Consider the following 14902-nt stretch of genomic DNA (forward strand, 5'->3'; position numbering starts at 1 on the left):
AATTGGAATGAAAAAAACTTTACTGTTAACTATTTTGCTGGTTTTTAGCCTGGGTTGTATGGCCGGTATTTTCATTTTATGGTTAGGGTTAAAGACAATTGTAATCATGAAGAAATTGTAAAATCAATTGGGGATTTTTTGAACGCTTACACCAAAAGTTTTAACAAATTATACACAAGAAACGGGGGATTATTCCAAAGGAAATTTAAGAGGAAAAAAGTTGAATCGGATGAATATTACACTAGGCTGATTATATATATTCATCACAACCCTGTTAAACATGGCCTCAGAAAAGAACCTTCTGATTGGCAATATTCATCCTATAATTCCTATTTGTCATCTAAGCCATCAAAAATTAGAAGAGACGAAGTTTTAGGGTGGTTCGGAGATTTGGAAGAATTCAAAAAAGTGCACGAGATAAATGTTGAAGAATACCTACCAATGGACCTTCTTTTGGAATAAATGGTTTTCCTTGAAAAAGTGTAATTGTAATTTCTTGGTTTAAAACCTTCGAGGTCCTAATTCTTCCAAAGAGTAGACCTCAAAGGTTGTTTCATAAATCCTCAAAAGCAGGCTTGATATTCGCCCAAAAAGCATCCAATGCAATTATTCTTGGCTTTAAAAAACTGATGATTTCCGGCCAATCTGTCTGGTTAAATACATTCAATCCTTTTTTGACTTTTTCGATCCGGGATACAATTTTTCCTAAATCATCAAATTGGTGGAGGTCCCAATCCCATGTTTCACCAAGTTCTGCTTCCAACAATTTTCGGAATTCTTGAAACTGCTCAAAGTAAAGTTGTTGCATTTCATCGTCCCTATGGCATATTTCTATTCCGATCGAGATAAAATCTCTCTCGGTTTTCATCCTGAAATAGACGTCTTTGACACCTGTTTTATAATTTTGCCAATTGATCCGGTATCCCTGGGCGGAAGGTACGGGCTTCATGTATTGCCCAAAAGCAGTCCAGAAATCCTGTCGGATTTTTGAAGATTCAGCTTGGGAGTACATCTTAGATCAGTAACTTTTGGGACTGTCTAAAGGCAACACGATTATAAAATCTGCGATGCCCTTGGATTTTTCTTCCAATTCTTTGATGTTTTCTTGCTCAACAGTGGAAATGGTCAGGATTTTAGTTTTTGGAAAATCCTTTTTTAGGTACCATATTATCCCCTCATAATTATTGGAATGGTAGGAGCCATTGACGTGAAAAAGGGCATTTCCTTTTTCGAGATAGCCAAAAAGTGAATAGGCCATCGTGGCATCCTTGACAGCCTGAGCTTCAACCATGTAGTCAGCATTCATACCAGACCCGTGCATCATGTCCTTCATGCCCACATAGCCTGGAAGGTTTTTATCCACCTCAATTGGCAAAGGTGCCACATATTTTTTGGCTTCCTCAGAGAGGCTGTCCAAAACTGTCAATCCGTTTCTGCTGACCATGGAAGCGTATTTTCTCGGGATATTCGAGGCAACAAAGGGGATATTATTTTTCTTCGCGTAGAGCATCATCGGCTTGTAGTCCACCTGATAGTTGTTCCAAAGCTTGGCTTCAGCCTCAAAGTTTTTATCCGTCATTTTCCCTGCAAACCATTCCTCGATATTCAGTTGGTCATCTCTTTCAAAGAATTCTCCGGCAAGGACCACTCTTCCTCCATTTTCATGAAGACCTTTCAAAAGCTGCAATTGAAGCCAATGGGCAAGGCTGTTATTATGGAGTTCCCCAAAAAATACTACCTCAGACTTATTCGCATCTTTGAGCAGATTTTCAAAAGAAACTTCTTTTCCTTTGCTGTCAAATATTTTATATGGCTCCGTTTGGGCAAATGAAACTTGAAATACAAATAGGAGTATGATTGCTAGAATTTGATTTTTATGCATAGTCTTCAGGATAGGTCACTGTCACCACGGAGAAATTGACCACCCCTCCGAGTGCAGGATTGTGTTTTTTGATTTTTACGATGACTGATTTTAGATCAGGATATTCCTTGTTGATATCCTGAATCATCAGGTGTGCCAGATGTTCCAATAATTTGACCGGTTCCAGCATGTGGGCTTTGGCGATTTTGTAGAGCTTGGCATAGTCCACTGTTGACTTTAAGTCGTCATCAAGCATGGCTTTACGGAAGTCGGTCTCCACGTGGATATCTACAGTAAACCTATTGCCCAATTTGGTCTCTTCGGTGAACACACCATGATAGGCATGAAATTCTATCCCTTCAAGTGATACTTTTCCCATCAATCAAACTGGTCAAAAAATGAGCTTCCTTTATCAGGTTTTGCTTTTGCCTCCTCGGGTTTTTCATCTTTACGGCTATCAGCCTCTGGTTCTTGTACCTCGGGGATGGTTTCGGATTTCGATTCTTCGACCAATTCTACCATTTCCTCGGTTTCTGATTGGACGATTTCTTCGGTTTCATCTGCTTGTGTCGTAGTAATAGGCTCATCTGTCTTTTGGGAAGATTTTTCTTCGGGTTCTTCAGGCATGATTTGTTTGGTCATTGGCGCATCATCCTCCTGAACAGAGGCAATATTTGCGATGGTAAAAGCTTTGGTCCTGCTGAGTTCTTCGACCACTTTGGCATGTGCCTGCACATTTACTTTTTTGAAGGATTCGTTGGAGGTGGTGATTTTATCATCCAGATCTTCGGAAAGGCGCTTCATGTTCTTGATGATCAGCTCCCTTTCTTTGATCAGTTTCTCATAGCTTTCTACAAGGCTTTTGACATTTTCCTTCAGTTCCTCCATGATCTGTTTTGCCTTGGATTCAGCAGTTTCGATCAGATTCTGGGAATTTCTCTTTGCTTCATTGACCATCGAATCCGCATTGTGATGGGCCTCGGCCAAGATCTCGGAAGCAGCAATACTTGCCTCTTCGATGATACTGGCTCCGGTATCTTCTGCTGTTTTCAAAGTTCTAAAGAGGGATTCTTCTACATCTTTGAGTTTTTTTGCCTCTCTTTGGCTGTTTTGAAGTTCCCTTTCGAGTTCTTTTTTTTCTGCCTGCAATTTGTCCCATTCATCTGCCAATACGCCCAAAAATGCGGTTACTTCATCCTTGTCGTATCCCCGAAAATTTTTCTCAAAGGACTTTTGGCTAATTTCTTTAGAGGTTATGTTCATGTTTTTCAAAATTCTAAGTTCCAGATAGAGATTTTTCTATCGTCACTGATGGAAATAATGTTTTGGTTGTATCGGCTCCATGCCACTTTATTGATAGAGGTGCCATGACCCGCATACCTTGCCTTGTCGATGACCTTGAGAAGTTTGTAGGATTCGGCGTCCCATACTTTGATGGATTTGTCCATACTACAAGTTACAAAATATCTGCCATCTTCACGGAAGGCCAAATAATTTATGGCATACAAATGGGCGATTATGGTCTGCTTTAATGAATAATCTCCTGAATTCCAGATTTTAAGGCTTGCATCCCTTCCTCCACTGATCAGCACTGAGGTGTTTGGATCATATCCAAGTGCAAATACAGAATTGCTGTGAGAAATCAGGTTGAAGATTGGCTCGAGCGTATTCAAATCAAAAACTTTGATGCTGTGGTCACTAAGGCCTGCGGCTATTCTGTCGCCTGCAGGGCTGATGGCAAGAACCCTGACGCTCTTTTCTGAGATTTTAAGATGTCTTTTTACTGCCCTGGTTTCGGTATCAATGACGATAATCAAACCATCTGCGGTACCTACAAAAATATTGTTGCCGGATATTTTGATGTCAAATATGGATTGATTGGTAATATTCAAAGACCAAAGTTCCTTTTGGTCCACCAAATCTATCACGTGGATTCCTTCAAAATTATGGCCTATAATCAATTGGTTTCGTTGGGTATCGACCTCTAGTGCATATACAGAATGATTGACCTTGGCAATCAGTTTTCCGTCCCTTGGATCATCTAAATCCCATAAAACTACCATTCCATCTCCTGACCCTGTAAAAAAATACCTTGGGTCAGGTGCTTCTGCCAAGGCATAAATACAATCATTATGGCCGGTCAATGTATGCAGTTTATTTACTTGGATTTTTACCATATTTTGCGGTGATTAGCGCTTCATCCCATAATGGGTCTATGCAAACAAAAATAGAAAAAATAAGTCCTTTATCTGCTTTGGCGATAAAGAATATTGAGGAAGTCTTCCAAAATGGAACTGATTTTTTAAGCTTTAGGGAAAAACTTTCATTTGCCAATATATCACACCCTGATAAGAAAAAAGAGTGGAAAGGTGCAAGAATTGCCATTAAAGAAGCGCTAGACTGTATTTCGTTGCCATATCCCGGGTTTTATAAAGATGAAAATGGCAAATCGCACCCCATGGACGGCTTTGGCCATGTGTCTATGACTCACACCAAAGGTCTTGCGGCAGCCATCTTTCATAAGGAAATGCCTGTAGGTATTGATTTGGATTTTGTCAGAGAAAAGGTAGTCCGTCTAGGTCCAAAATTTTTGGACAAATGTGAAATAGAATTTCTTGGAAGTGATCCCCTTATCAATACCATTGCCTGGTCGGCTAAGGAATCTATCTTTAAATGTCAGGGCAGAAGAGGTGTCAGCCTTAAGAATAATATCCGACTTTCACCATTTACATTAGAGGACAAAGTGATCAAAGGAAGGATTGAAAATACCGAATTTTCTGATCACCACTATCAGGTCAAAATTGAGTGCCAAAATGATATAGTCCTCACTTATACTATCTGGTAGCTTCTTTGTACGTATATTTATAGTATAACGCAATTCATACCTGAAAATGAAAAATTTATTTCTATTTCTCCTGACATTTTTTTTGGTTTCATCCTCTTTTGCTCAAAGGGTAGAAAACTTCCAATTGAAAGATGCGGTATCAGGAGGTGTATTTTCCCTCGAATCCCATGGGGAGGCGAAAGCCGTTATTTTGGTCTTTACAAGTCTCAATTGCCCTTTTTCCAAATTGTATGAGGAAAGGATTGTGAATTTGAGCAATCAGTTTGCTTCGGAGGGTTTTGTATTTGCGCTGATCAATCCCCATGTCGGGATCGAAGAGGAAGAAACTACAGATGGAATGAAAGCAAGGGCCGGTGAAAAAAAGATGGATTTCCCTTTCCTTGTAGATGCTGATCAGGTAGTCACCAAACAGCTCGGAATCACTAAATTACCGGAAGTCGTCGTCATCACTCCTAGCCCAACGGGATTCGCAGTCGCCTACAGGGGAGCAATAGACAATAACCCTCAATTGGCCGAAAGTGCCAACATCAGGTATCTTGAAAGTGCACTTAAAGCTATAGAAAACAAGAGCAACCCAAGCCCTGCCTCCAGCCGGGCAGTAGGCTGCAATATCAAGCTGCGTTAAGCCTCAACAATTTCCAGAAGTTCCCTGATTTCTCCTGTCTTCTCTATTTCACCCAGTTTTTCAAACGCGACGATTAGGTTTCTTAGGGTCCTTGTTATGATATCCTGATTGGAGCAAGGTTCAAAAAACACTTCCCTTGATTCAATTTTGAGGTGCTCTAGGTAATTTACGATGTCTTTTCTGGAAAAAATAAGCCCTTTGTTAAAGGCATTGATATAGAAAGAAGCATCGGAAGATTTATAAGTAAGGACAAACAGGTTAGGTAGATTGACACCATAAATTGGAAGACCGAGTTTTTTGGCCACCAATAGATAAATGGCACAAAGGCTTATGGGATTACCTTTTTTGGTTTCCAGCACATTGCTCAGCATGCTGTTACCTGGAGAATGAAAATTCTTAGTATTGGCGGAAAAGCGAAGGGAATTGAACAAAACGCCGTTGATGATCCTTACCTGTTCGTAGGGGAGGAGATCGTTTTTGAAAGCTGTCCATACCTCAAAATAAATCTGGTGCATGTCTGCATTCAGTTTTTCAAATTCCAGATCCGGGTATTGGTAGGTATTGATGATCCAAAGTCCTGTCAACAGATCCTGTTCAGGAGAGCTTTTCCAATCAATGAGTCTCTCTTTTAACTGTGAAAACTGAAGCTTGTGGACCAAGTCTTCTATTTCTTTTTGAATGGCAGGGTTGAAACTTTCTTCCCACTTTTTTTCCAAAAAAGGAATCACAGGATGGCCTATAGAAATCAGTTTGTCAATCACATGGCTTTTTACCTCCCGGTCACTATCATCTAGCAGGGAAACTAGAGCATGAAGTTCGTTTTCACTGAGTTTTTCCATGGGCAGAATTAATATCCAATTTAATGAAATTTAGCATGAATGGAAAATAGAATGGGTTGTTTTAAAAATAAGCCTTTTTTCAATTTGGAATTTTCTAAACATGCCGAAAAAGCTTTCAAACCTCAAATCACAAGTCTTTTTTCTTTTCTCTCGCTTCTCGGCTCTTGCTTCTTATGTCTGTATCACACCAACATTATACCTCTCTGTAATAGGGGCATGGTTGGCAGCCTCGATTCCCATGCTGATGATTTTTCTGGTTTCCAAAGGATCAATGACCCCATCCACCCACAATCTTGCAGCAGCATAATAGGGACTCAATTCTTCATTGTATTTGTCGGTGATTTCCTGAAGTAGTTTGGTTTCGTCTTCAGGACTGATTTCTTTTCCTGATTTTTTCAGTGTTGATACTTTTATCTGAAGTAGGGTCTTGGCTGCTGAGGCACCGCTCATGACTGCCATCTGCGCTGTGGGCCAAGAATAGATCAATCTCGGGTCGTAAGCTTTCCCACACATCGCATAATTTCCTGCGCCATATGAATTTCCTATGATAAACGTAAATTTTGGCACTACCGAATTTGCCATAGCATTGACCATCTTGGCGCCGTCCTTGATGATTCCTCCATGTTCGGCTTTACTTCCAACCATAAAACCACTGACATCTTGAAGGAATACTAAAGGGATTTTACGCTGGTTGCAGTTCATGATAAACCTTGCGGCTTTGTCAGCCGAATCGGAATAAATCACACCGCCCATCTGCATTTCCCCTTTTTTGGTTTTTACGATTTTGCGCTGATTGGCGACGATGCCCACCGCCCAGCCATCGATCCGGGCAGTGGCACAGATGAGGGTTTTGCCATAATCTTTTTTGTATTCCTCTATTTCAGAACCATCGACCATTCTTGAAATGATATCAATCATGTCGTAAGGCTTCACCCTGTCACTAGGCAATATTCTGTAAATATCAGCTTCCTCATTGGCGGGTTTTTGTGATGCAATCCTGTCAAATCCGGCTTTTTCAAAAGCTCCAATTTTTGAAAAAATATTCCTGATGGCGTCAAGGCATTCTTGGTCATTGGCGTATTTGTTGTCTGTGACACCGGAGATTTCACAGTGGGTACTTGCCCCTCCCAAGGTTTCGTTGTCCACGGTTTCTCCGATGGCGGCTTTTACCAAATATGATCCCGCCAAAAATATGGAACCTGTTTTGTCTACGATCATCGCCTCATCAGACATGATGGGTAGGTAGGCTCCTCCTGCCACACAACTTCCCATAATAGCTGCCACTTGGATGATTCCCATAGATGACATGCGTGCATTGTTGCGGAACTGACGGCCAAAGTGTTCTTTGTCCGGGAATATTTCATTTTGTAAAGGGAGAAAAACTCCTGCGCTGTCCACGAGATAGATGATCGGAAGCCTGTTTTCCATTGCGACTTCCTGTGCACGGAGGTTCTTTTTGGCAGTCATCGGAAACCAAGCGCCGGCTTTTACAGTCGCATCATTGGCTACGATGACACACATCCTTCCGCTGACATAGCCAATTCCTGTCACTACTCCTGCCGATGGGCAACCGCCTTCTTCCTCGTACATGCCATCTGCTGCAAAAACCCCGATTTCCAAAAATTCCGATTCTTTGTCAATCAGGTAATCGATTCTTTCCCTTGCAGTAAGCTTCCCTTTTTCATGTTCTTTGGCAATCCGGGACTTTCCACCACCAAGCTTTACAGTTTCTGTTTTTTTCTGAAGATGAAAAAGTAATTGCTTCATCTGGTCTTCGTTTTTGTTCAATTCGATATCCATAAGGGCACTTGGGTTTAGTTTTCTGTTGATGCTAAAATAACTTAATTAACCCACAAGAATCAAATTGAATTTGTTATTTCCTGATTGCCAAAAAAGAATAACAAGCCATTAATGGGAAAGGGTCAGTAAAAGTGGCATTCTATCTAATGAAAGTGACTCGCCTTACCATTGGTAGAGATGTGTAATTGATTCAGGAAAGTAGGAGAGGCGGTCGGCTAAAAGCTTTCTTCAATTTCAAATCACAAATTGACATCCCTTACAAAGCCTCAATCTCTTCCTTATATGCTTTGACAGATCTGTAGATGGCTGAGGCAAGATATATCTGTCCATCTTTGGAATTGAGGTATTTTTCCTCTTTGGCATTGGAAATAAAACCAAGTTCTATCAGTACGCTAGGCATGCTTGTCGTCCAGAGCACATATAAAGGTGCTTGCTTTACGCCTCTTGAATACCGATTGACCCGGTTGCTAAAATCATCCTCAACCTTGGAGGCAAGGGAAAGGCTATTCGAGAGAAAGGCTTTCTGCATGAGGTTGAACATCATGTAGGATTCCGGGGAAGAAGGGTCAAAACCCTCATAGGTTTCTTCAAAATTTTCCTCCAAAAGAATTACAGAGTTTTCTCTTTTTACGATATCAAAGTTAGCTTCGAAGTTTTTGGTTCCCATCACAAAAGTCTCTGTGCCATATGCTGACTTGTTTGGAACGGCATTGCAATGTATGGAGATGAAAAGATCAGCTTTGTTTCGGTTGGCAATATTTGACCTTTCTTTAAGCTCGATGAATGTGTCTGTTTTCCTTGTGTAAATCACCTCTACCCCCGGCAGATTTTCCTGAATATATTGCCCAACCTGAAGTGCTACCTTTAGTGCAACGTCCTTTTCTTTGGACGTGGCACCAAGAGCCCCGGGGTCTTTGCCTCCGTGGCCGGCATCGATGACAATACGTTTCAGTTTGAATTCAGGTGCTTTTGGCCCTGTGGAAACAAATCCTGATAGCAAGAATGAAATCGTCAGGAACGAAATAATAAGAATATTTTTAACTTTGGGGCGTTTCATGCGTGTTAATACTATTAACTTTGCTCAGGCAAATTTTACAAATTTTTAAATAAATTAAAATCACTAAGTGCGGAATACTTGCTTCCTTTTGCTTCTCTTTTTATTTATGTGGGCAATGCCACAAAAGGGCTATTCACAAAAAAGAAGCCAAAGAAATGTAGAGAACAGGATTACTGCTCCGGATTCAGTACTTAGAACTCCAACGATGAATCCGTCGGTTTTGGATACTTTGCCCGCAATAAAAAGCGATACCATTCCCAAAAGCGACAGCACAAAGATAGCACCCAAAGGGGATATCCAAACGGAAATCAAGTATTACGCTGAAGATAGTATCATTACTGATTTTGAATCCAAAAAAGTATTCCTTCACAAAGGGGCTTGGTTTGAATATGGTCTGATCAGGCTTGATGCTGACCTTATCATCATTGACTGGGAAAAAAGCGAGATTTTTGCTTCCGGGGTGACCGATTCTTTGGGCGCTATTGAGGGGAATCCGATTTTTAAGGAAGGGGCCACTTCCTATGAAATCCGCAAGGAAATGCGGTATAACTTCAAAAGCCAAAAGGCTATTATTAAGGATGTCGTCACCGAACAGCAGGATGGATTGCTCCGTGGTCAGACCATCAAAAAGGACAAGGATGGCAGCATCTATCTTGATCATGGATTTTATACCACTTGTAATCTTGCTGAGCCGCATTGGCATATCAACTCAAGCAAAATCAAGTCCATCAGAGGCAAACAGGTTGTAACCGGACCTTTTAACCTCTATTTCAATAATATTCCTACACCCTTGGGTTTGCCTTTTGGGATTATTCCCGATACACCTGAAGAAAAAGCATCAGGAATTGTATTCCCTTCCTATGGACAGGAGCAGGTGAGGGGATTTTTTCTGAGAAACTTTGGCTACTATTTTGCTTTCAATGACTATATCCATACCCGGGTCACGGGAGATATTTTCTCCAATGGGGGATGGGGAGCCAAAGCCTCCACAATTTACAAAAAGAGATACAGGTTCAGTGGGGGTTTCAATGTGGATTACCAAAAATTCCAAAGTCCTGAAACAGAGCTGAATCCCGTGGATTACAACACCATTTGGGTCAATTGGAACCATTCTCCGGAGTCCAGGGGGAATTCAAGGTTTTCAGCTTCCGTCAACGCAGGAACCTCGAACTATAACAATGTCGTGGTCAATCCCAACAGTTTTGTCCAAAATGTAAAGTCTGAATTTTCCTCCAATATTGCTTACAGCAAGACTTTTACAGGAACTCCATTTAGCATGTCTGCTAACCTAAGGCATTCCCAAAATATCCAATCAGGGGAAGTCAATCTGATTTTGCCGGATATCGCTGTCAATATGAACAGGCAAAACCCCTTTCAAAATGCCAAATTCGAACCGATCAAGACGCTGAACATTGCTTGGAATTTTAACCTTCAAAATACCATTACCAATAGGGTCACGCCTCCTTTAGGCGTATCGAGTGATGTGGTCAATCAGGGGCAGGGAATCAGTCCTACCCAAGATATCATTCCATTTAACCTTGAAAATCTTCCGTTGCTTCTCAAAAATGCAAGCAATGGTGCAAAAAATACCATCCCAATATCCTCTAATTTTCGATTGTTCAAGTATTTTACAGGAACTGCATCAGCGAATATAACAGAACTTTGGTACCTAGAGAAAACCAACTTTTTCTACAATCCTGTAGAGGAAAGGGTGGATAAAATATTGGAATCAGGCTTCAACAGGGTGACTTTTTACAATTCCTCCTTCGCTATGGATACCAACTTGTATGGGTTTTATAATTTTAAAGGAAGTAAAAAAATAGAGACCATCAGGCACCACATGCAGCCTTCTTTTGGGTTTACCTTAAGCCCTGATTTTTCAGACCCTTCATTCGGATACTACCAAAATGTCCAGTTAGATTCCGCAGGCAGAACCCAGTTTTTTTCAAGGCATCAGGGCTTTGTATTTGGTGGAGCGCCATTAGGCGAAACCAAATCCCTGAATGTGAATATCAGGAATACCTTGGAAGCCAAATTGAAGAAATACAATGAATCAGGAGAGGTGGAGACGAAGAAAATCCCATTATTGCAAACCTTGAACATCAGTACAAATTATAATTTTGCCGCAGATTCTTTCCAATTGGCACCCATTAGAATGGATACAAGGACTTCTTTTTTTGACAATAAACTGTCCCTTAATATTGCTGCCACCTTGGATCCCTATGCAGAATTGGTTACCACTAATCCTGAAACCGGTGCAGTCACCGGCCGCAGAGTCAACCAATTTGCCTGGAAAAGTGGTCAGGGATTGGGTAAATTCAGGAATGTCACCATGAACATCAACGGTAACCTCAATCCTGCCAAACAGGGAGGACAAGCCGGAGAGATGCGGGACCAAATGACCGATGACTTCCTGCAGCAGGGAGGTCAGCTCAATGAGTTTGTGGAAAACGAAATCAACCAAATCATCAATGACCCCTCACAGTACATTGAATGGAATATTCCTTGGTCTTTCGGTTTTGGGTTTAACATAGCCTATAACCAACAACCAGGAAGGGAGTCAAATATCACTTCTGCGATCAATATCAACGGTGACCTGAGTATCTCCGAAAAGTGGAAAATCACCTACAGCGGAGGATATGATTTTATGACTGCACAACTGACCCAATCCATGATAGGATTGGCTAGAGACCTCCACTGTTGGCAGATGAATGTAAGTTGGATACCATTTGGACGCTTTACTTCCTATAACCTTGACATCAGGGTCAAATCCTCCATTCTTCAGGACTTGAAAGTATCACGAAGAAGATCATTCTTTGATTAGAAACGGCTAAAGGGGGGATTTATATTGGGGAACTTTTCCAAATCCCAAACACCCTCTTATTCCTCTCATTTTATTTGGTCTGTACCATTTATGATCGAAAACATCCATCAACTTTCAAGATCGAGTTTCCCTTTAGCATAATCATTGGCAGAAAACCACTTTTTTTTATTGTCTGTTTGGATTATCTTTTGAAAATCATCCCATTAAATTCTCATTCATAATGAAAAAGCCATTCTCCATTTTAGGTCTATTCCTGATTTTGCCATTGCTCCTTTTTGCCCAAGGAAAGAAAGCCATGGATCTCGATGCCGTCACCGAAAAGCATTTCCTATCCGGTATAGGTATTCTCAATGACCTTGTTTCCATTCCCAACAACTCCAATATCCCGGCAGAGCTTGTTCCAAACATTGCTTGGTGCGAGGCAAACTTTGAAAAAAGAGGATGGAATATCGAAAGGCTGGAGACGGCGGGATTCCCCATGCTTTTGGCTGTAAAAACAGTTCCCAAAGCCAAAAAGACGGTTTTGCTTTACTTCCATGTGGACGGTCAGCCTGTGGACAAAAAGAGATGGGATCAGGAAGACCCTTTCAAACCTGTATTGAAAAATATGCAAAACGGCAAATGGGAAATGATCCCTATGGAAACCTTAAAGAATTCCTATGATGCGGATTGGAGGATTTTTGCACGCTCTTCCTCTGATGACAAAGGTCCTTTGGCGATGTTTCTTACCGCTTGGGATGCACTTGTGAGTGAAGGAATATCGCCAAATTATAACATTAAAGTCATTCTTGATTTCGAAGAAGAAATAGGTTCTCCTAATCTGCCTGTAGCTGTAGTCAGCCACAAAGATAAGTTAGCTGCCGACATGATGATCATCATGGACGGACCTAGACACCTCAGCAATGAACCTACCTTGAGTTTCGGCGCAAGGGGAATATCAGAAATTACCCTGACTGTCTTTGGTCCGAGAGCTGCACAACACAGCGGACACTATGGCAACTATGCGCCTAACCCTGCATTCAGGTTGGCCCAATTGCTTGCTTCCATGAAAGATGAAGAGGGGAGGGTGATCATTCCCGGATTTTACGATGGGATCGCCCTCACAGAAACCGAGATGGAAATATTGAGGCAGGTTCCAGACAATGAAACAGATATCAAGCGCAAATTGGGAATCGGCAGCACGGACAAAGTGGGCAGTACATACCAAGAATCCCTGCAATATCCTTCCTTGAATATCAGAGGAATGTCCTCAGGATGGGTGGGAAATGAAGCCAGGACCATTGTGCCGGCAGATGCTACGGCCGAGATAGATGTCCGTTTGGTACCCGAGAGTGATCCTGAAAGATTATTTTCTTTAGTCAAAAAACACATAGAAGGCCAAGGCTATCACATTCTTGACCGTGCGCCTACAGATGAAGAAAGGGCCAAATATCCAAAATTACTGATGTGGAAAGGCAGTATTTCCTATCAGGCATTCAGGACTCCGTTTGATTCTGAACCGGGGATTTGGCTCAATAAGGCCATGGTGAGGGCATTTGGGAAAGATCCGATCAAAATACGCATCAGTGGTGGGTCCCTGCCGATTTCACCTTTTGTCGATGCATTACAAATCCCCGCAGTGACCGTGGTGACTGTGAATTCCGACAACAACCAACATGGTCCAAATGAAAATATACGTTTGGGAAATTACAAGGAAGGCATCAAGACAGCATTGGCGATTTTGACGGAGGATTTGTAGAAATAGGCGCAAGATTTGAGATATGAGACCTGAGACAGGGATTTGGTAATCTAGGAGGCAGTCTGAGATGGGGGGAATCAGTATTGGTAAAAGAGTAAGAAGTGAGAGGTACGGTAATAGAACCAAGTATAATGTACCAAGCTTCCGGACATGGATGATTTGGTAACCAGATAACTTGATAACGCGAAGCAGACAACAAAAATAGACGCAAGAAGCAAGATTCAAGACTTGTGATAACCCGAAAACTCGACAACCTGACAACGAGAAGCAGACAACAATTACAACCACTAGAACAATTAGAACCAATCATTGGAGAGGCCCTTCTTGATAACCTGATAACTCAAATATACCCCACCAACCAATAAACTGTAATCCCAATCCATTCTTTGAAAAGTTTGTGCCACATAAAAATAGAATAGGGGTCTGGTTGTAGCAGTAGAGGAATACTGAAGCGGATGTCCTCCGAATAATAATCTACAGGGAAAGTATCTGTTTGTAATCCGACCTTGTCAAAACAACCTTTGGAACGGGGCATGTGAAAAGCCGAAGTGATCAGTAAAAATTTTTGATCTATGTTGTATCCATTCTGAAGGAGTATTTCTTTAGAAAAGGCAGCGTTTTCTCTTGTATTTTTAGCCGCTGTTTCCACCATGATGTCTTGGTCCGGTACGCCTGTCATGACCATAAAATTCTTTAATAAATCAGCTTCAGTATTCGGATTGGTAGGGTCAAGTCCCTGACCTCCTGTGATGAGGATTTTTTTGATTTTACCCAATTTATAAAGTTGTACTGTATGTGTGGCACGGTCTGCACCTCTGCTAAAAAAGACCCTGTCAAAAACAGTTTTGTTCAGGTTGGTCACTCCTGTCAGGACAATTCCTACTTCATATTGAGGTAGTGTATCAAAGCTTTTGAAATCCGGTTCCCAAGTATTCATGGCGAGATTTGCCAAAAACTGATTGGAGAAAAAAAGCATCAGGATGATTCCACTAAGCATCAATTTCTTACCGTATTTTTTTTTGCGAAGCCAAAATCCTGAAATCAGCAAAATCAGGATAATGGTAAGCGGCATGGCCAAAAAACTCAGGAACTGTGAAAGGTAGAAGAACATGCGGATGGGTTTTTGGGATAATAAATAATCCAAAACCTAGGGTCAGCAGTTTTGGATTGTCGAATTTAAGAATTCAATGGTTTCAAAATGGAAATTAATTGGAAAAGAACAGGATTGGGAGAATTTCTGATTAAGGAATCTATCATATTATTTCGCCCCTTCAGGGCTAGGTTCCATCGGTTGGGTTAATTCCGATGGGCTT

The 14902-nt window shown here is 41.3% G+C and carries 14 protein-coding genes; 5 read left to right on the forward strand and 9 right to left on the reverse strand.

The window, feature by feature from the left end; translation table 11 throughout:
* Positions 1–138: 138 nt before the first annotated feature.
* The gene (locus ACZFYI_RS06445) at positions 139–462 is read left to right on the forward strand and encodes a transposase (protein WP_462523302.1); all 324 of its coding nucleotides are present in this window, start codon (positions 139–141) and stop codon (positions 460–462) included.
* A gap of 91 nt (positions 463–553) precedes the next feature.
* On the opposite strand, the gene ACZFYI_RS06450 is transcribed toward ACZFYI_RS06445, so the two are convergent.
* The 5 genes from ACZFYI_RS06450 to ACZFYI_RS06470 are packed head-to-tail and all read right to left on the reverse strand — an operon-like array spanning position 554 to position 4038.
* A complete protein-coding gene (locus ACZFYI_RS06450) occupies positions 554–1012 on the reverse strand; it encodes a DUF4268 domain-containing protein (protein WP_462523303.1) in 459 nt (152 codons plus the stop codon).
* A gap of 6 nt (positions 1013–1018) precedes the next feature.
* A complete protein-coding gene (locus tag ACZFYI_RS06455) occupies positions 1019–1882 on the reverse strand; it encodes a ChaN family lipoprotein (protein ID WP_462523304.1) in 864 nt (287 codons plus the stop codon).
* Entirely contained in the window at positions 1875–2240 is a 366-nt protein-coding gene (gene folB / locus ACZFYI_RS06460; protein ID WP_462523305.1) for a dihydroneopterin aldolase, read from the reverse strand. The genes ACZFYI_RS06455 and folB overlap by 8 nt, the downstream gene beginning before the upstream one ends.
* The gene (locus ACZFYI_RS06465) at positions 2240–3124 is read right to left on the reverse strand and encodes a DivIVA domain-containing protein (protein WP_462523306.1); all 885 of its coding nucleotides are present in this window, start codon (positions 3122–3124) and stop codon (positions 2240–2242) included. Before ACZFYI_RS06465 ends, folB begins: the two co-directional genes overlap by 1 nt.
* A 5-nt stretch (positions 3125–3129) precedes the next feature.
* On the reverse strand, positions 3130–4038 hold the full coding sequence (locus ACZFYI_RS06470; RefSeq protein WP_462523307.1) for a WD40 repeat domain-containing protein: 909 nt from the start codon (positions 4036–4038) through the stop codon (positions 3130–3132).
* A 38-nt stretch (positions 4039–4076) separates the two neighbouring features.
* On the opposite strand from ACZFYI_RS06470, the gene ACZFYI_RS06475 reads away from it, so the two are divergent.
* Together ACZFYI_RS06475 and ACZFYI_RS06480 are read left to right on the forward strand one after the other, a co-directional pair.
* Entirely contained in the window at positions 4077–4706 is a 630-nt protein-coding gene (locus tag ACZFYI_RS06475; protein ID WP_462523308.1) for a 4'-phosphopantetheinyl transferase family protein, read from the forward strand.
* Between the two features lie 46 nt (positions 4707–4752).
* The gene (locus ACZFYI_RS06480; protein WP_462523309.1) at positions 4753–5331 is read left to right on the forward strand and encodes a redoxin domain-containing protein; all 579 of its coding nucleotides are present in this window, start codon (positions 4753–4755) and stop codon (positions 5329–5331) included.
* Here the strand turns inward: ACZFYI_RS06480 and ACZFYI_RS06485 are convergent.
* From ACZFYI_RS06485 to ACZFYI_RS06495, 3 genes are all read right to left on the reverse strand, one after another.
* The gene (locus ACZFYI_RS06485; RefSeq protein ID WP_462523310.1) at positions 5328–6170 is read right to left on the reverse strand and encodes a transglutaminase-like domain-containing protein; all 843 of its coding nucleotides are present in this window, start codon (positions 6168–6170) and stop codon (positions 5328–5330) included. The two genes, ACZFYI_RS06480 and ACZFYI_RS06485, sit on opposite strands and share 4 nt — an antisense overlap.
* 171 nt (positions 6171–6341) lie before the next feature.
* Positions 6342–7970, reverse strand: coding sequence for an acyl-CoA carboxylase subunit beta (locus ACZFYI_RS06490; RefSeq protein WP_462523311.1), 1629 nt, complete (start codon positions 7968–7970; stop codon positions 6342–6344).
* A gap of 256 nt (positions 7971–8226) precedes the next feature.
* Entirely contained in the window at positions 8227–9027 is an 801-nt protein-coding gene (locus ACZFYI_RS06495) for an N-acetylmuramoyl-L-alanine amidase family protein (RefSeq protein ID WP_462523312.1), read from the reverse strand.
* Between the two features lie 67 nt (positions 9028–9094).
* On the opposite strand from ACZFYI_RS06495, the gene ACZFYI_RS06500 reads away from it, so the two are divergent.
* Positions 9095–11851, forward strand: coding sequence for a putative LPS assembly protein LptD (locus tag ACZFYI_RS06500; RefSeq protein ID WP_462523313.1), 2757 nt, complete (start codon positions 9095–9097; stop codon positions 11849–11851).
* Between the two features lie 220 nt (positions 11852–12071).
* On the forward strand, positions 12072–13589 hold the full coding sequence (locus ACZFYI_RS06505) for a M20/M25/M40 family metallo-hydrolase (RefSeq protein WP_462523314.1): 1518 nt from the start codon (positions 12072–12074) through the stop codon (positions 13587–13589).
* A 340-nt stretch (positions 13590–13929) separates the two neighbouring features.
* Here the strand turns inward: ACZFYI_RS06505 and ACZFYI_RS06510 are convergent, their stop codons facing one another.
* On the reverse strand, positions 13930–14700 hold the full coding sequence (locus ACZFYI_RS06510) for a YdcF family protein (protein ID WP_462523315.1): 771 nt from the start codon (positions 14698–14700) through the stop codon (positions 13930–13932).
* Between the last annotated feature and the right edge of the window lie 202 nt (positions 14701–14902).

This window comes from Aquiflexum sp. (assembly GCF_977115555.1).

Bases quoted from the DNA above. Each gene is read 5' to 3' on its own strand.
- ACZFYI_RS06450 (WP_462523303.1), bottom strand. From the start codon at position 1,012: ATGTACTCCCAAGCTGAATCTTCAAAAATCCGACAGGATTTCTGGACT.
- ACZFYI_RS06495 (WP_462523312.1), bottom strand. From the start codon at position 9,027: ATGAAACGCCCCAAAGTTAAAAATATTCTTATTATTTCGTTCCTGACG.
- ACZFYI_RS06455 (WP_462523304.1), bottom strand. From the start codon at position 1,882: ATGCATAAAAATCAAATTCTAGCAATCATACTCCTATTTGTATTTCAA.
- ACZFYI_RS06490 (WP_462523311.1), bottom strand. From the start codon at position 7,970: ATGGATATCGAATTGAACAAAAACGAAGACCAGATGAAGCAATTACTT.
- ACZFYI_RS06480 (WP_462523309.1), top strand. From the start codon at position 4,753: ATGAAAAATTTATTTCTATTTCTCCTGACATTTTTTTTGGTTTCATCC.
- ACZFYI_RS06505 (WP_462523314.1), top strand. From the start codon at position 12,072: ATGAAAAAGCCATTCTCCATTTTAGGTCTATTCCTGATTTTGCCATTG.
- ACZFYI_RS06465 (WP_462523306.1), bottom strand. From the start codon at position 3,124: ATGAACATAACCTCTAAAGAAATTAGCCAAAAGTCCTTTGAGAAAAAT.
- ACZFYI_RS06485 (WP_462523310.1), bottom strand. From the start codon at position 6,170: ATGGAAAAACTCAGTGAAAACGAACTTCATGCTCTAGTTTCCCTGCTA.
- ACZFYI_RS06475 (WP_462523308.1), top strand. From the start codon at position 4,077: ATGCAAACAAAAATAGAAAAAATAAGTCCTTTATCTGCTTTGGCGATA.
- folB (WP_462523305.1), bottom strand. From the start codon at position 2,240: ATGGGAAAAGTATCACTTGAAGGGATAGAATTTCATGCCTATCATGGT.
- ACZFYI_RS06510 (WP_462523315.1), bottom strand. From the start codon at position 14,700: ATGTTCTTCTACCTTTCACAGTTCCTGAGTTTTTTGGCCATGCCGCTT.
- ACZFYI_RS06470 (WP_462523307.1), bottom strand. From the start codon at position 4,038: ATGGTAAAAATCCAAGTAAATAAACTGCATACATTGACCGGCCATAAT.